Origin of the sequence: Kitasatospora sp. NPDC001261 (assembly GCF_042896795.1) — a bacterium.
GTDB lineage: Bacteria > Actinomycetota > Actinomycetes > Streptomycetales > Streptomycetaceae > Kitasatospora.
This window is the reverse complement of the sequence record NZ_JBIAXP010000021.1, coordinates 43906-60029: the sequence shown is the minus strand read 5'-3', so window position 1 is coordinate 60029 and position 16124 is coordinate 43906. Positions and strand designations below refer to the sequence as shown.

Here is a 16124-nt window from a genome sequence, read left to right as displayed (position 1 = left end):
AGCCGTCCATGGGGCGGAGGGCCGGCCGCCGGGGCGGTTTCGAAGGGGGGGTTCATCGTGCACCTCTCGGGTTCTGGGGCAGGGAAGGGCGCCGGAGTGGTGCAGGGCGCCGCTCCGACCAGGTGGAAGTGGCGATCTGTGCTGAACCGAGCACACACTGCCAGGACGGCGGGAACAATGGAGCGGCCCGATCCAACACCGATCCCAAATCCCGAGGAGCGCCGTCGTGTCCGACCGGCTGCGGAACGATATGAGGGCAGCACGCCGAGCCTCCGGGATACCGTGGGCGGCCTTCGCCCGCGCAGCGGGCTTCGGCGAGGCGTACCTGCGCAACATCGAGAACGGCAACCGACCGGTGACGGCCTCTGTCGCTGCCGCCTACGACCTGGTACTCAGGACAGGAGGGGCGTTCAGCAGTGCGCTCGCTGACGCCCGGGCGGCCACCGCCAACCACGTCCCGTGGGAGGGTCCTGAAACAACCCTGGCGGTTCTCACCGAGCTGGTGGACGGGAGAAGAGTGGATCGCAGGAGCTTCATCGCAGCGGGCGTCGCCCTGACGGCTTCCGCGAGCAGCTGGTCAAGGGCCGTCGCACAGATCCCGACCGGCCAGACCGTGGTGCACGCCGACGACCCCCGGCTGCTGGTGCACCTGGAGGACCGGCTCGACTACCTCCGCCGCGTCGACGACGAGCTCGGCAGCGGCGAGGTCTACAAGCAGGCCGGCAGTGAACTGTCCCTGGCGGTCAGGCTGATCAAGGCCGGACGACACAGCGACGAAGACCTGCGGCGCCTGTATGCGATCGCGGCCGAAGCAGCGCGGCAGCGGGCGTGGACCGCCTTCGACCAGGGGCACTTCGGGATCGCTCAACGCTACTTCGACGCTGCACTGCGGGCGTCCGCCGAGGCCCAGGACGTGATCACCGGCGCCTACGCGCTCTCCTTCGCCGCCATCCAGTGCTACTCCACCGGCCAGGCCCAGCGGGCGGTCTCCCTCCTCGACACCGCCCGAACGCAGGTCAAGGGCAGGACCACCCCGCGGATGGACGCCATGCTCGCCGCCCGCACCGCCCGGGCCCTGTCCAAGACCGGGGCCAAGGAGCAGACAGCCCACCAGCTCCACCTGGCCCGAGCCGCGCTGGACAAGGGCCGCAGCGACGACGACCCGAAGACCCTGTACTGGGTGGACTACGGCGAGGTCGAGATGATCGCCGGGTCGGCGGCCCTGGACCTCGGCGACCCAGCCGAGGCCCTGCGACGCTTCGCCGCCGGCATGGACGCGTATCCGGGCGACGAGGAGTATCCGCGCACCCACGCGATCTACCTGTCCCGGGCCGCCGAGGCGCACCTTGTACTCAACGACCTGGACGCAGCCGTGGCAGCCGCCCGTCACGCGGCGGCTTGCCTCAGCTCGGTGGACTCCGCGCGCTCTGCGTCCCAGATGAAGGACCTGCGAGGCAAGCTCGCCCCGCACGCTGACTATTCGGCGGTGCGCGACTTCCTAGAAGCCGGGTAGGCGCAGGAGCTCGCGGACCCGGGCCGCCGTCACCTTCTCGTCGAGCCCGTGGACCGGGGTGATGCCCAGTCCAGCCGCGACGGCCAGGTTCTGCTCGCTGTCGTCGACGAATACCGTCTCCTCAGGCGGTACGCCGAGCATGCCGAGCGCAAGGCGGAAGATCGCCGGGTCGGGCTTGCGCAGACCCACCTCCGCCGACAGCACCACCGCGTCGAAGGCGCTGTGGAGGTCGAAGCCGGCGTACGGGTCGTACGGCTCGCGCCCGAGAGAGTTGGACAACACCGCCGTTCTGATCCCGGCCGCCCGCGCCTGCCGGGCGACCTCGATCACGGGGTAGGCCGGGAAGGCATCATGCAGGTACCGCGCCATCAAGCCAGCAGGCTCGACCCCGATCAGGCAGCCGAAGCTCGAGTTCCACTCCTCCTGTGTGATCTGGCCGAGCTCCAGTCGGCGGAACAGGTCCTGTCCTTCAGAGGACGCCCACCCGCGGAGGAACGTCCCTCGGACGATCTTCTCCCGGTCCTCGAACGCTTGGATCACCTCGACCATGTTGAAGGTCAAGACACCGAAGAAGTCGAATACCACCGCGCGGAACCCAGCCGTCGGAGATGTCGTCATCCCGGCAGCCTAGGCCGCCGGGTAGGTTTCGGGAACAAGCTCCCGTCAAACTCGGCAGCAACCGCCTGCTCCACGGCCAGTTGTTTCTGACGCGAATCGGGTGCTATAGGTGTGGCGGGAAAGTCCTTGTGCGGGTACGTCGTGCGGATAGGGCGCTGCGGTACGCGCCCGCGGCGTCCTGAGCCGCGGGCCCGGCGAGCCTCCAGCCGCTGTCGTCCGCCGTGAACGGGTGCCAGTTCCCGTCGGCGTCGACGCGGACTTGGACGCCGACGAGCGCGTCGGTGACCTGGTTGTCCCCGGCCGACAGGGGTGCCCGGCTGGCGGGCCGGAGCGGGGCGATGGCCTGCTGTGCTCGCTCCAGCTGGGTCGGGTCGGCGGGGAAGTCCGTCCGGGCGGCCCGCACTCCGGCCGCGCCGCCCACCTCGTGGGCGTTCAGCAGTAGGCGCAGTTCGTCGGGTTCCAGACCGAGGCGGTGCGCGAGGTCGGGCACCTTCCCGGCACCGGGCAGGGCTGCGGCGATGCGGACGGCGTCGCTGACCGGGTCGTTGTCCAGCGTGCCGCGGCCCGCCAGGAGGTGCCGGGCCTCGTCGGCCGCGAGGGCGGCGAGGTGGCGCAGCTGGGCGAGCGCGGGGGCGGGTTCGGGCGGTGCGGGCAGCGGAGCGTCGGCGAACGTGACGGCGTCCGGATCCGGGAGAAAGCCGGATGCAGCGGGGGCGCTGGGCAGCACGGCCTGTCTGGCCTGGAATGCCTGGTGGGCGGGGACGAACGCGGCGTACTGGTGTTGGCGCTTGGGGCGGGCGCCGGGGGCGTGGTCGTGGAGGAGCTGGGTGAGGCGGTGCCCGCGCAGCCCCCGGAGAAGAAGGAGGAGGGTGGGGTCTGCGTTGAGGCGGTCGGTGACGGCGTGGGCGAGGGCGGCGGTGTGCCGGCATGGTGCCTGGCCGCAGGAGCAGTCCCAGGTGAAGTGCGCGGGGTCGGGGGTGATGGCGACGTCACCGGTGTGGTCGGAGTCGGTGAGCGCTGCCGGGAGGTGCCCGGCGAGCAGCAGTTCCCGGTGCGGGCCGGCCGCGAGGGCGGCGCCGAGCGTGGCCAGTTCGTCGGCGGTGAACGGCACGAGGTTCAGCTGGGCGCGGGCTGGCTCGTCCTGGTGGGCGGTGACGAGCCCGGTGGCTCTCCCGGCGGCCAGGGTCAGGTCGCCGACTCCGCCGGCGAGGTGGATCGCGCTTGCCTGAAGGAAGGTGTGCTGGTGGGCGGCGGCCTGCTGGGCGGCGAGCTGCCAGGCCAGGGCCCACGGGCCGTTGGGGGTCATGGGCGTGCTCCGAGGGTGATGAGGTCGGCGAGTTCGCCATTGGAGAGCTCTCCGAGCGCGGTCTCTGCGGCATGGGGTACGGCGGCGTCGGCCAGGGTCCGCTTGTGGTGGAGCAGGGCGTCGACGCGGTCTTCGACTGTCAGCTCGGTCGCCAGCCGGTGGACGCGGACCGTGCGGTCCTGGCCGAGGCGGTGGGCGCGGTCGGTCGCCTGGTCCTCGACGGCCGGGTTCCAGGGGCGGTCGTAGAGGATGACGTCCGCGGCGCGGGTGAGCGTCAGCCCGTTGCCGCCGGCCTTCATCGTGCTGATCAGGACCGGGCTGTGCCCGTCCTGGAAGGCGTCGACGAGGTGCTGCCGCTTGGGGCCGGGCGGGATGCCGCCGTGCAGGAACAAGGGTGCGATGCCCTGAGCCTTGAGATGGGCGACCAGCAGGCGCCCCATCACGGCGTAGTTGGTGAACACCAGCGCGCCCCCGCCGCTCTCCTCCTGGAGGACCTGCTCGACGAGCTCGTCGAGAGCCGCGAGCTTGCCCGAGCGGCGCCGCGCCGCCGGCGCGTCGTAGGCGGCCGGCTCCTGGGGGTCCTCGCGCAGGTAGTGGGCCGGGGAGTTGCAGATCTTCCGCAGCTCGGACAGGAGCGTCAGGACCAGGGCGTGCCGGTGCGGCGACTCGGCGGTGCGGATGCGCGCCATCGCTTCCTGGGCAACCTGCTCGTAGAGATCGGCCTGTTCGGGCGTCAGCGGGATGTACCGGTGGGAGATGATCTTCGGGGGCAGTTCCTGGAGGATGTGGGCGTCGCTCTTGCGGCGGCGCAGCAGGAACGGGCTCATGAGCCGGGACAGGCGGCGGGTCGCCTCGCCGCCGGGGTCCGCCTCGATCGGCCGGGCGAAGCGCTCGCCGAAGGCGCGCACCGTTCCGAACAGTCCGGGGTTGGCGAGGTCGGCGACCGACCACAGGTCCAGGAGGCGGTTCTCCATCGGGGTGCCGGTGAGCACGATGCGGCGCGTGCTGCGGATGCGGCGCAGGGCGCGGGCGGTGAGGCTCAAGTGGTTCTTGGCGAGCTGCCCCTCGTCGACGATGAGGAGGTCGACCGGAAGGTCGGCCAGGGCGTCGATGTCGCGCAGCAGGGTGCCGTAGGTGGTGATGACGACCGTGTCCGCAGTGACGCCCTCCAGGGTGCGCTCGGGGCCGTGGTAGGTGTGGGTGGGCGTGCTGGGGGCGAAGCGGGCGATCTCGCGCTGCCAGACGGTGATCATGCTCGCCGGTGCGACGATCAGGTCCGGGTGGGGCCTGGCGGCCTGTTCCCGGCGGTGGAGCCGTAGCGCGAGGGTCTGGACGGTCTTGCCCAGGCCCATGTCGTCGGCCAGGACGGCGCCGAAGCCGAGGTTGAGGGTGTGGGCCAGCCAGCTCATGCCGCGTTCCTGGTAGTCGCGCAGCGCGGTGGTCAGCGCGGCGGGCGCGGGCACGGGTTCGCGGGCGCCGGGGCGCAGCGCTTCGACCAGTCCGGCGAGCGGTCCGGCCGGATCGCAGGGGTGGTCGACTCCGTCGACGGCGGCGGCGCCGGTCAGCGCGGCGTCCAGGGCCCGGGGGACGTCGAGGGTGCCGATGTCGCGGTGGCCGGCGCGGTGGGCGGTGGGCCTGTCGAGGAGGACCCAGCGCCGCCGCACCTGTTGCAGCGGCCGGGCCGAGGCGGCGAGGGCGTCCATCTCCGCCTCGGTGAGGTGGTCGCCGTCGAGGGCGAGCTGCCAGCGGAGGTCCAGCAGGTTGGCGAGGCCGAAGCGGTGCGGGGCGTCGGTGGCTTCCGGGACGGGGCGGGAGCCGACGACGGTGCGCAGCTGCAGCCCCATCGCCCAGTTCCCGGGCCAGGCGACCTCGACGCCGGCCCGGGTGAGGCGCTGGCCCATCTCGCCCAGGAGGAGGGCCGCTTCGGCAGGCCGGACGGTGAACCGGCCGGGCCGCTCCTGCTCAAGCAGCCGGCCCAGCGGCGGCCAGGCGGGCTCGGCCGCCCGCAGCGCGCTTCGGACCCGCTCCAGCCGGGCCTGGTCGCAGCCCGCGACGGGCAGGTACTCCGCGGCGGGGACGACGTGGAGGCGCCCGCCGCGCGTGGTGGCGGTGCGCACGCCCAGCTGGGCCCACAGGAGGTCGGTGTCCAGGGGGCTGCCCTCGGACGGCTGCCGGATGGTCAGGACCAGCGTCGGCAGCCGCTGTCCGATGGCGCGCTCCACCTGGTCGCACCAGGCCCGAAGTCGCGGTTGCTGCGGGCGCGGGACCGGGCCGCTCCACGGCCCGGCCCCCAGGACGGCGGCGGTGCCGGGCCTGCGGACCACCGCCTCGGCCACGGAGTCCAGGTACTGGCGCAGCACGGTGCGCGGCGCCCACAGGCGGTACGGCGCGCGGGCGGCCGGCGCGCAGTGGGCGTGGGCCGGCATGGCGTCGGCCAGCCCCGCGGCTTCGGCGGTGAGCGCTTCGGGGAGCGGGCCCAGGCGCCACACGTCGCGGTCACCGGCGTCCAGGGTCGGGTGGAGCAGTCCGGCCGCGATCGCGGTCAGCGCGAGCCGGGTCGCTCTCGCCCACAGCCGTGCCGACGGGTGCAGGCCCTGGTCCGGTAGCCGGGCCAGGACGCCGGTCAGCAGCCGCAGCGGCACCCGCCAGACGGGAACGGTGACTGCCCGAACGCCCGCACCCATGTGCGGGAGGACCAGCTCGAGGTCGGTCTCCAGCAGCGGCGCGGGGCAGCCGCCCGGCAGCGGGGCGCCGTCCGCCCGGAACAGGGCCATCGCCACGCCGCCGTCCACCGGTTCGGCGACCAGCGCCGCAGCGTCCAGCAGCACTTCGCGTACCGCCCGCTCGGCCGCCACCGCCTCGGTCGCGCTCGCCGCCGGAGCGCGGCGCTGTGCCGGGACCGGCGCGGGTTCGGGGGCCGGTGGCATGGCCGGCGCGGTGCTGGTGGTGGGGAGGGGGACGGTGCTGAGCCGCCGCAGCAGGGCTCGCGCGGCCTCGCGCCGGGCAGGCTGCTTGCCGACGGCGCGGGCGGTGGCCGAGTAGGTGGAGCCTTGGACGCGGCAGGAGAAGGTGCAGGGGAACCGCGGGCTGTGGGCCGGGCCGGTCGGAGCGCCGACGTCCTCCTTCAGGTCGGTGATCGTCCGCCGGTCGCGCAGCACTTTCAGCACCCGCAGCGGGTCCCGGCCGTCGGTGAGCTCCGGCGGGGCCACCATCCTCACCGGCGGCCGTGGTGGCTTCCTGGGGTGGGGGTCGAGCGTGGGGAGGTCGAGAACGCGCCGCAGCATCGCGTCGGCCGCCTTGACCCGGGCGCTTGCGGTGCTCGCCCCGCTTCCGCAGGACTCGAGGTCCTGGCCTCCGGCGCTGCACGAGATCCGGCAGCTGAACATCAGGGAGGTGCCGGTCAGCTCGTCGTCGTCCTCGATCCGCAGACCGGTCAGGAGCATGGCCTGCTCCATCTCGCGCAGCGTGGCGATGCTGCTCTTGCCTCCCTGGGGGCCGGCGGCGGCCGGCCCGGCGAGGTCGGGCATGGGAAGGCCGGTGAGGTCGGCGAGCAGGCGGAGCGCGGCGACGGAGAGGGCCGTCGTGGGCGAGCGGTAGAGGCCGCTGGTCGCCTCGTGCACGTGCTCGCCGACCTGGTAGACGGCTCGGACGGCATGGCGATTCCCCCAGTCGGCCGGGTCCGCGGCCGGCTCCTGGCGGTAGACCGGCCTGTCGGCTCCCTCGTGCTTCGCGTGGGCTTTCAGCACGGCCTGGGCCTTGCCGGGGGCCGCCGCGGCCTCCAGCGCGGTCCGGCGTACCGGTTCCCACTGCGGCCCGGTGGCCCGGAAGAGGACCAGGTGGAGGTCGCGTGCCGTCAGGGCGTCCGCGCGGGCCCGGGCGGAGATCTCGGCCAGGACCGCCGGCGCCACCGTCTCCAGCGTGCACAGCCGCAGCAGCTCGGTGTGGAACGCGCCCGGCCCAGCGGCCGGAGGTTCCGGCGCCGGCTTGGCACCGTGCGGCGACCAGCCGTCCCCGTCCGGCTCGGTCTGGGCGACCGGGTGGGCTCCGCTGAGGTGTCCGAGCAGGCTCAGGACGGCCAGGTCCTGAGCTGCCTCCAGGGTGTGGGAGAAGGCCGCGGCACCGTGGGCGAACCCGGCGTCCGAGCGGCGGGCGGCCTGGACGGCAACTCCGTCCCCGGGCACCGGGACCTGGCGGACCACCAGCCGGGCGGAGTCGTCGGTGGCCTGGTGGTGGGCGGTCAGCACGGCGACCGCCTTGTGCGGTGCCGCTGCCATCGCCTCCCACGCCGCGACAGCCAGCGGCATGACGCCGGGTACCTTGTCGCCGAGCAGCAGGGCGCGCAGGTACGGTGCGCGGACCCGGCCGGCGCTCACCCGCAGCACCAGCTCGTCCCTGAACGGCTCCGGCACGACGCCGTCGATGCAGACCGCTCGCAGCAGCCGCCCGAACACGCGGTCCTGGAGGGCGCTGAAGTCCGTGGTGGGGTCCGCCAGGAGCTGCATCTCCTCCTTCAGGCGCGCCATCTCCTCCTTCCGCTTCTTGAGCTGGAGGTACTCCGCAAGCTCGGCCGGGCCGGCCGTCCCTCCGGTCATGCTGGGCGTTCTCCTTGCAGGGGTGGAGCGGCGGGACGATCGGCGAGCAGGCTGTACCGGGCGGCGACGGCGGCCGCGCTCAGGCGGGTCGGGGCGTCGAGCTTGGCGAGGAGCCGCTGGATGTGGGTGCGGGCGGTGCTGACCGTGATCCCCAGCCGGGTACTGATCTCGCCGGTGCCGAGGCCGTCGCAGATCAGCCCCAGGACCTCGAGCTCGCGGGCGGTGAGCGCGTCGAGCAGCAGCTGCCGCTGCCGGTCGTGGGGCGAGGTGGCGTGATCGGGGGAGGCGAGGGCGTCGTGCAGGAGGGCGGCCGAGATGACGGCGCGTCCGGTCCGCGCGAGCCGGCAGGCGTGTTCGACCTCCTCCAGGCCGGTGGTGGTGGGCAGGAAACCGGCGGCGCCCGCGCTCAGGAGCTCCAGCACCCCGGCGGGGTCGGGCCACCCGATGACGATCACCGGCACGGTGGGTAAGGCCGTGCTCAGCTGGCGGACCTGCCCGGCCGCGGTGTCGTCGGCCTGGTCCAGGCTGAAGAGCACCGTGGTGAGCGGCCGTCCCGGAGCCGGGACGATCAGACCGGGCCCGGGGTAGGTGGCGGCCTGATGCCCGCGGCGGGTGAGCGCGGAGGCGAGCGCCGTGATGTGCAGGGCCGGGGAGCCGAGGACTGCCAGCCGAAGGGGGTTGGCCCCGTTAACGGTCGCCGCCGCTGCCGCCGGACCCCAGGCGGTGGCCGCGGAGCGCTCGGGGGCGAGGTCGGTGGACCTCACCTCCGCACTCCCCAGGTCCCGGTCCGGTCGGCGGCCGTGGCGGTGGCGTCGCTGCTCCCGCAGCGCCCCGGGCCGGGCTCCGGCCCGGTCGTGCCGGTCCCGCGCCCGGGGAGGACCGTGCGCGGCCGGCCGTGGATGAGCTCCGCGGTGACCGCGCGGGTGCGGGCGTCGAGGGCGGCGAGGATGCGCGATGCCGATCCCGGTGCGGCGATGACGAGTTCCTCCGGGGTGACCAGGAGCGGCCCGCCGTGCAGGCCGCGGTCCGCGGTGAGGGCGGCGGCCTGCCCGGCGGTCAGCGGCGGGTGGTCGTAGACGCAGACCTGCTCGGCGTCCACCGGGGAGGTGACCGGCCGGGCCGGATCGGGGGACCAGCACAGGGCCAGGAGCCGGCCGGCCTCCAGGCGTACCAGGCCGGTGACCGCGGTGCCGTGGACGGCGGCGGTGGTGGCCGGGTCCTGGCCGGGCTGGACCCGGCCACCGGGAAGGCCGACGTTCGTACCGGCGCCGACGAGCAGCACACGGCCGTGCGGATCGCTCAGCAGGAGTTCCGCCCGCACCGGCCACAGCGGGCCGACGGGCACGGTCGGATCGCCGCTCACGCGCTCTCCTTCGGTGCCGCCTGGCCCGCACCGGCGAGGTAGTCGGCGAGGGTGCGTGCCGGGAAGGTGCAACGGATGCTGTCCAGGCGCAGCAGGCCGGTCGCGATGGCGGCGTAGCCGGCCTGCCCGTGGCTGCGGGTGCCGAGTTCCCGGGCCCGCCAGTACGCGGTGACGGTGTGCTCGGTGACGTCCATGGCCGCCGCGGTCTGTTCGGCGGTGTGGCCGCCGAGGGCGAGCCGGAGCGCTTCGGTGCGTCGCACCGAGGGGAGCCGGGGCGGGATCGGGCCGAGTCCGATCTGGTCGGCGGTCAGCAGCTGGTGGGCGGCGGTCAGCGCGCCGGCCTGCACCAGGGTCGCCGCGCCGACCAGGCAGCACGCCCGGTCATCCGCGTCCGTGACCTCTCCGGCGCTCAGTCCGGTGGCGGCCAGGCGGGCCAGGCGGCCGCCGGGTAGCAGCGCGTACCGCAGCAGCGCCAGCTCGGCGTCATCGAGCAGCGGCGCGGGCGGCATCGCGGCAGCGACGCTTGCGCCCGTCATTCGCGGGTCCAACCGGCGGCACCGCAGAGGGGAACGCCGAGCAGGATCCGCGCGATGGTGCCCGGCGGGAGAAGGTCGGGGCCCGCCGCCGCGGCGTTGACGCACAGCAGTGTCACCGGGTCCAACGGGCTCCCGCCGGGGACGCCGGTCCAGGTGAGGGTGGCGACGAGGTCGACCGCTGCCTGAAGCAGCCCGCGCCGGGCGGACGGTCCCCGGCCCGGGGCGGGAGGCTCGGCAGTCGTCTGGGAGGAGATCAATGAGGGGTTCCTTGCCGCTCACGAAGTGACAGGTGCTGATGATGGGCGGGCACCGCCACCACGGGGGCGGCGGTGCCCGGCCAGGGCGGCCCGAAGGGGGCCGCCCTGTGGGCGCGTCCTAGGCCGTAGTGAGGGACGCCGGTTGTTCGCCCGGCGCCCACAGCGGGGTGCTGTAGTCGAAGGCGGAATGGGCGTTCAGGCCCTCCGTGAGGCCGTCCGCGTCGACGTGGGCGACGACCAGGGCATGGTCGGTGCCCTCCAGGGGAATGACGTCGACCCGTTCCAGGGCGGGCAGCAGGGCACGCGACATGCGCAAGAGGTCGATGCGCTGGGGCGGCCCCTGACGCTCGCTCACGTGCGGGTACATGCTGGCGGTGGGGGCGACGGCGTCCGACTGGCCAAGGTGGGTGGCCGCGTACAGGGCGGCGTCCTCGAGACCGGCGCGGGTAAGGATCTCGTGCGGGGTCGCGTCGGAGGTGCGGCCGTCCAGGGTGCGGTGCTCGCGGTGGGTCGTGTCGCGGACGGTGGACCAGTCGGGCAGCGGGTTGTGCTCGACGGGGCTGGTGAGGTGGGAGTTGCTGTCCGCGCCGAAGATCACGGCCTGGTTGCGGGTCTGCCAGGCGGCGGCCTTTCGGGCCTCACCGGCGCGCAGGACCGGGTCGGGATAGCCGCCGTGGGCGGAGGCGAGCTGCAGCGTGGAACTCGCGCCGGGCAAGCGGACACTGATCGCGGTCGGCGGGGTCCACCACCCGCGGGTCTGCGGCCACTCGCCGACCATCTCGAACACCCCGGGCCGGACGAAAAGTCCGGTGGGGTTGACCCTCTCGCCGTCGGCGTGCGCGGGCATCGGCGAGATCCAGCTGCGCATGCCGAGCCGGTTCTCCGCCGCGTAGCGCAAGCGCGCGCCGCTGCGCCAGCGGTCGGTCATCTCCTGCACGAACAGGACCGTCAGGTCCAGCTCGGCAAGCCGGTCGTGGATGGACCAGAACGCGGTCGTGTCCACGTTGCCGCGGGCGTCGGTGCGCTGGCCGTAGTGCTCGATGTTGACGGTGGCGAACTTCAACGTCGTCGGGGCCACAGGGGTCTCCTTGTCGTGGTTCGAGGTGGCGCGCTGCCGGGCAGCTGCGGCCGGAAGCACCGCGTCCGCCGCCCGTTCCGGTGCGGAGGGACGCCGGCGGCGTCCGAAGCGGCACGGGCCCGGTCAGCGCACGGGTCAGGCGGCGGTCGGCCGGGTCGCCGCCGAGGGCGGTGTCCCGGCCGCCGCGGCGGTCACACGGTCACCGCCGTGGCGGCGTCGAGGGCGGTGGCCGGCGTCTGCTGGCTGGGCAGCACGGGCCGGTCGCCCGCGCCGGGGGTGCGGGCAAGGCGCAGGGCCGCCGAGATCAGCGCCCAGAGCGGGAACCCCTGCGGCAGGTTGCCGACCATCCGGCTCTTCGCCGCGTCCCACATCTCGGCGACCACGCCGTGCGGGGTGCGCAGCGCCAGGAGCCGGCCGAACAGGGCGTGGGCCTCGTCGGTGCGGCCGATGTAGGCGAGAGCCTCGACGAGGTGGAAGCTGCACGCGAGGAAGCTGCCCTCGTCGTCGGTGAGCCCGTCGACGCGGCCGGTCGGGTCGGGGATGTAGCGGCGCACGAACCCGCCGGCGTCGGTGAGCTCGCGCTGGATGGCGTCGATCGTGGTGATCAGCCGCTTGTCGTCCGGCGGCAGGAATTCGCTGGTGGCCATGAGCAGCACCGCGGCGTCCAGGTCGCTGCCCCCGTAGTACTGGGGGAACGCCCGCACCTGGGGGTTGTAGGCGTGCTGGAGGATGTCCTCCTTGATCGTGTCCCGCTCGGCCGCCCACCGGGCGACAGTCGCCGGGTCGGCCGGCCCGGTCCCGGTGGCCGTGCGGGCCTGGGCCCAGTCGACCAGCAGGTGCAGGCCCTGCCAGCACAGCAGCGCGGAGTGGACGAAGCGCCGCTTCGGACCGCGGACCTCCCAGATCCCCTCGTCGGGCCGCTCCCAGACCCGCACGATCTCCTCGCCGAGCGCGACCATGAGGGCGTCCACGCGGGCGTCGGCGGGCAGGCCAGCGCGCTCGGCCGCCACCAGCGCCTCGATGACCTCCCCGTAGACGTCGTTCTGCACCTGGCCGGCAGCCGCGTTGCCGGCCCGCACCGGGCGGGAGCCCTCGTAGCCGGGCAGCCAGTGCAGCTCCCGCTCCGTCAGGTTCCTGGAGCCGTCGAGCCGGTACATGACTGCCATGTTCGGCACGTCCCCGGCGATGGCGCGCAGCAGCCAGTTCCGCCACCGCGCCGCCTCCTTCAGCGCGCCCAGCCGGACCAGGGCGAGGATCGTCAGCGCCGCGTCCCTGAGCCAGCAGGCCTCGTAGTCCCAGTTCCTCTCGCCGCCGAGCGCCTCGGGCACGCCGCGCGTCAGCGCCGCCGAGACCGCGCCGGTCAGGCGGATCGTCAGGGACCGCAGCAGGATGGCGCTGCGCCGCACCGGCTCCTCGTAGGGGCCGCTGTAGGTGAGTTCGGCGGTCCATTCCTCCCAGTCGCGGCGGGTGGCGCGCAGGTCGGTGTCGGCGTGCGGACGGCTGTCGGTGTCGCCGACGGTCAACGTCAGCACGGTCCGGGTGCCCTCGCCGGCGGCGAACCGGAGCGTCCACCGGCCGAAGGCGTCGCGGGCGTGGACGGGGCCGTCGAGGAGGAGGGTGGTGGGGCCGGCGGTCAGCCGCAGGGTGTGCCGGCCGTCGCTGCGTTCCAGGATCTCGGAGTGGCCGGGCAGCCGCCCGTCCTCGAAGGCCGGCTGGAACACCGAGTGCATCTCGACGGCGCCGCTGACGCCTTCGACGATCTGGTGGAGTCGGCTGGGAGCGCCGCCGTGCGGCTGCGGTGGCATGAAGGAGAGGATGCGGACCGTCCCGTGCCCGGTGTCCCACTCCTGGGTGAGGATCAGGTTGTCGCCGTCCCAGCCGCTGCGGTCGGCCCGGCCAGCGCCGGCCGGAGCGAGGCTCCACTGCCCGTGCCGGTGGTCGCCGAGCAGCCGGGCGAAGTGCAAGGTGCCGCCGATCTCGTCGGCGCCGTACTCGACGACCCCGCTCGTGCTCAGCAGGACTGCGGCCCGGTTGTCGCCGAGTGGGACGAGTTCCTCCAGCGGAGTGCTCGGCGCGGCGGGCGGGGTGATGTTGGTCTGCACGGTGGTGGCTGTTCCGTTTCGGTGTGGGTGGGTGTGGGTCGGCGCGAGGCCGGGATGGCATCGGTGGCCGGGGCCGCCGGAGGGGTGAGCAGCCGGGGCGGGGCGGCTGCCGACAGGTCACGGGACAGGCGGTTCGTCGGCTTCGGCCTGCGCCAGGCGCGCCTGGAGGCGTCGGGCGTCGCGGGGGTTTCCGCCGTAGAGGGCCAGCGCCGCGCGCAGCAGCTCGCCGACCTTGTCCGGGTGGCCGGCGGCTGCGTCCGCGTCCGCACGCCACTCCAGGGCCAGCGCCTCCCAGGCCCGCGAGCCCTCGGCGGCGAACTCCGACTGCGCGTGGTGCAAGGTCCTGGCCCCCTCGGCGGTCTCGCCGTTCAGGAGCTGGATCCGGCCGCGCCAGGCGAGCGCCCGGGCGGCGTCGTGGAGATCGTCCACGACCAGCAGGGCGTCACGGGCCCGGTCCAGAACAGCCAGCGCCTCGACGTGCTCGCCGAGGGCGGCGTGCACTTGGCCGAGCAGGACGTCGGTGACCGCTGCTCCGCGCCCGTAGCCGATCTGCTCGCGCAGCAGCCGAGCCTGGGTGAGGTGCGGCAGTGCGGCGGCGGCCTGCTCGACACTGGGGAGGTCCCCGGGGTTGTCCCGGCCGATCTCGATGAGGGTGGCGCCGATCTCGTGCCGGTGCTGGCCCTCGCCGCGCGGGTCCGCGTCCAGGCGGGCCAGGTCCAGGGCCTCCTCGAACAGGGGAAGAGCGTCGGCGGGGCGATGCAGGCCGCGCAGCGCCACCCCGTGCTGGTTGAGCATCTCGCGGAGCACCAACCCGTCGCCGGTGCGGCGGGCGGCATCGACGGCGACCTGGCAGGCCCACAGCCACAGCTCGTAGGGACGGAGCCGGTGCCACAACGGCCACAGCGCGTGGACGATCTGCCAGGTCAGGTCGTCCCAGCCGGCCGCCACGGCGGCGGCGAGGGCCGGGCGGATCTGCTCCTCCTGCTCAGCCAGCCAGGCCCATGCCTGCTCGCGGGAGTCGAAGTGCGGGTCGACGGTGACCGGGTGGAGGTAGGTGCGGCCCAGATCGCGGTGGTGGGGGGCCAGGTGCCGCTCAGCTCGAGTGAGGGCGGCCAGCCACCACTCCAGCGCCCGGCGGCACTGCTCGGCCAGCTGCTCCGGGCTGTCGGTGAGTTGGGCCAGGTTGGCTGCGGCACGCTGGCCGTCGCCGGCCGGGACCAGGGTGAAGGCGTCGCCGGTGGCTACCAAGAGGCCGGCCCGCTCCAGCGCGGCGAGGCTGCGCCGGGCCGTCGCCCGGTCGGTGGCGAGGACCGCGGCGAGCATCTGGTCGGTGATGTTGCTGAACGGCATGGCCCCGGCAGCCCGGTACGCGGCGGCGGCGTCTTCGGGCAGCGTCCGGTAGGACTCGTTCAGATGCACGGTGATCACGTCCGTGGTGTCGTCGGGGTCGGGCACCGCCGCGGCGCTGGAGCGGGTCTGCAGGCGCGCTGCGGCCAGGGCGATCAGCAGTGGACGGTTCAAGCACGCCTCAACCGTGGCCAAGGCGGCCTGCGGGTCGGGGAGGTGCCGCGTACCGGCCAGGAGCGTCAGCAGCTCCACCGCCTCGGCCGCCGGGAGCGGCCCCAGCTCGTGGTGCTCGGCGCCGACGGCGACGAGGCCGGGCAGCACGCTGCGACTGGTGACCAGCACGGTGGACCCGGCGGCCGGGAGTACCGCGCGCACCTGCTCGGCGCTGGCCGCGTCGTCGAGCAGCAGGGCGACCGGGCGCTCGGCGGTCGCGCTGCGGAACCAGGCGCCAGCCTCGGCCGGGTCCTGCCACGGACCGTCCCAGCCCAGCGAGCGCAGCAGCCGGGCCAGGATCTCGAGTTCGTAGGCCGGCCCGCTGACGGCCGCACCGCGCAGATCCGCGTACAGCTGGCCGCCGGGCGGGCACGGCAGCCTGGTGATCAGCTCGATGGCGAGGGCGCTCTTGCCGGTTCCGGCGGGGGAGTGCACGACGTGGATGCGGTCCGGGGTGCGGGCCAGTTCCTCGGTCAGGTGCGCGGTGATGTCCCGGCGGTCCAGGAAGTGCACGGGGCGGCGGGGCAGTTGGCGCTGCACGGGAGGTCGATGCGCCGGGGCGGCGGGGTTGATCGTCAGGCTCTCGATCGAGCGGGCCTGCACGGTCGCGCCGAAGGTTCCGCCCTTGATTTCGTTGTGGCTGTCAGGGCTCACGCGGCACCGGCTTCGGTGGTGTGGTCGGTGCTTTCGTGCGCGGCGAGGTGGGGGTGGGCGTCGGGCAGCAGGTGCAGGCGGTGGCCGAGGGCGACGGCGTGGGCGGTGTCGCGGGCCAGCAGGACGTCCCGGACCGCGGCCAGGACCTTGTGGACCCGGCCGATGGAGATGCCGAGATCTTCGGCGCTGGTGTCCACGCTCGACCCGGCGGCGGCGTTCGCCAGGGCGCCGAGCTCGGTGGCCTTCAGGTCGCGGCTGGGCCGCACGGGGCGGATCGGGGCGATCATGCCCGGGTCGAGCAGCCGCCAGCGGATGGCCACGTCGACCAGCTGCGGGATCCGCTGGGCCCCGAGGGTGGTACGCAGCCTCTTGATGCCGTCGCTGGTCTGCTTCTTCTTCAGGCCGAGCCGGCGGGCGGCAGCCGTCGCGGTCAGGCCGCGGGCCAGGGCAAGGAGCAGTGCCGCGTCGGCCGCGGACACCGCGATGGTGTAGCCGCACGAGCACGGCTCACCGACCACCGCTGTCAAGGCGGCGGGCTCCGGGGC

Annotated in this window: 12 protein-coding genes; 1 reads left to right on the top strand and 11 read right to left on the bottom strand. The window is 74.3% G+C overall.

Annotated elements, in window-relative coordinates; genetic code table 11:
• The first annotated feature begins 250 nt into the window (after positions 1-250).
• Positions 251-1513 (top strand): transcriptional regulator, encoded by a 1263-nt coding sequence (locus ACFY4B_RS26725; RefSeq protein ID WP_387971836.1) that lies wholly within the window; start codon positions 251-253, stop codon positions 1511-1513.
• Here the strand turns inward: ACFY4B_RS26725 and ACFY4B_RS26720 are convergent.
• From ACFY4B_RS26720 to ACFY4B_RS26670, 11 genes are all read right to left on the bottom strand, one after another.
• Positions 1499-2131, bottom strand: a complete 633-nt coding sequence (locus ACFY4B_RS26720) for an HAD family hydrolase (protein WP_387971833.1) — start codon at positions 2129-2131, stop codon at positions 1499-1501. The two genes, ACFY4B_RS26725 and ACFY4B_RS26720, sit on opposite strands and share 15 nt — an antisense overlap.
• A gap of 103 nt (positions 2132-2234) precedes the next feature.
• Positions 2235-3437 (bottom strand): hypothetical protein, encoded by a 1203-nt coding sequence (locus ACFY4B_RS26715; protein ID WP_387971830.1) that lies wholly within the window; start codon positions 3435-3437, stop codon positions 2235-2237.
• A complete protein-coding gene (locus ACFY4B_RS26710; RefSeq protein WP_387971827.1) occupies positions 3434-8029 on the bottom strand; it encodes an SNF2-related protein in 4596 nt (1531 codons plus the stop codon). Before ACFY4B_RS26710 ends, ACFY4B_RS26715 begins: the two co-directional genes overlap by 4 nt.
• Entirely contained in the window at positions 8026-8793 is a 768-nt protein-coding gene (locus ACFY4B_RS26705) for a DNA-binding response regulator (RefSeq protein ID WP_387971824.1), read from the bottom strand. The genes ACFY4B_RS26710 and ACFY4B_RS26705 overlap by 4 nt, the downstream gene beginning before the upstream one ends.
• A complete protein-coding gene (locus ACFY4B_RS26700; protein WP_387971821.1) occupies positions 8790-9392 on the bottom strand; it encodes a hypothetical protein in 603 nt (200 codons plus the stop codon). Before ACFY4B_RS26700 ends, ACFY4B_RS26705 begins: the two co-directional genes overlap by 4 nt.
• On the bottom strand, positions 9389-9928 hold the full coding sequence (locus tag ACFY4B_RS26695) for a hypothetical protein (protein ID WP_387971819.1): 540 nt from the start codon (positions 9926-9928) through the stop codon (positions 9389-9391). Before ACFY4B_RS26695 ends, ACFY4B_RS26700 begins: the two co-directional genes overlap by 4 nt.
• The gene (locus tag ACFY4B_RS26690; protein WP_387971816.1) at positions 9925-10185 is read right to left on the bottom strand and encodes a hypothetical protein; all 261 of its coding nucleotides are present in this window, start codon (positions 10183-10185) and stop codon (positions 9925-9927) included. Before ACFY4B_RS26690 ends, ACFY4B_RS26695 begins: the two co-directional genes overlap by 4 nt.
• 118 nt (positions 10186-10303) lie before the next feature.
• Positions 10304-11263 carry a hypothetical protein gene (locus ACFY4B_RS26685; RefSeq protein WP_387971813.1) on the bottom strand — a complete coding sequence of 320 codons (960 nt, stop codon included), beginning with the start codon at positions 11261-11263 and terminating at the stop codon, positions 10304-10306.
• 191 nt (positions 11264-11454) lie between these two features.
• The gene (locus tag ACFY4B_RS26680; RefSeq protein WP_387971810.1) at positions 11455-13365 is read right to left on the bottom strand and encodes a glycoside hydrolase family 15 protein; all 1911 of its coding nucleotides are present in this window, start codon (positions 13363-13365) and stop codon (positions 11455-11457) included.
• 117 nt (positions 13366-13482) lie between these two features.
• On the bottom strand, positions 13483-15579 hold the full coding sequence (locus ACFY4B_RS26675; RefSeq protein WP_387971807.1) for a hypothetical protein: 2097 nt from the start codon (positions 15577-15579) through the stop codon (positions 13483-13485).
• Entirely contained in the window at positions 15576-16106 is a 531-nt protein-coding gene (locus ACFY4B_RS26670) for a hypothetical protein (RefSeq protein WP_387971804.1), read from the bottom strand. Before ACFY4B_RS26670 ends, ACFY4B_RS26675 begins: the two co-directional genes overlap by 4 nt.
• Between the last annotated feature and the right edge of the window lie 18 nt (positions 16107-16124).

Bases quoted from the DNA above. Each gene is read 5' to 3' on its own strand.
- ACFY4B_RS26725 (WP_387971836.1), top strand. From the start codon at position 251: ATGAGGGCAGCACGCCGAGCCTCCGGGATACCGTGGGCGGCCTTCGCC.
- ACFY4B_RS26720 (WP_387971833.1), bottom strand. From the start codon at position 2,131: ATGACGACATCTCCGACGGCTGGGTTCCGCGCGGTGGTATTCGACTTC.
- ACFY4B_RS26715 (WP_387971830.1), bottom strand. From the start codon at position 3,437: ATGACCCCCAACGGCCCGTGGGCCCTGGCCTGGCAGCTCGCCGCCCAG.
- ACFY4B_RS26710 (WP_387971827.1), bottom strand. From the start codon at position 8,029: ATGACCGGAGGGACGGCCGGCCCGGCCGAGCTTGCGGAGTACCTCCAG.
- ACFY4B_RS26695 (WP_387971819.1), bottom strand. From the start codon at position 9,928: ATGACGGGCGCAAGCGTCGCTGCCGCGATGCCGCCCGCGCCGCTGCTC.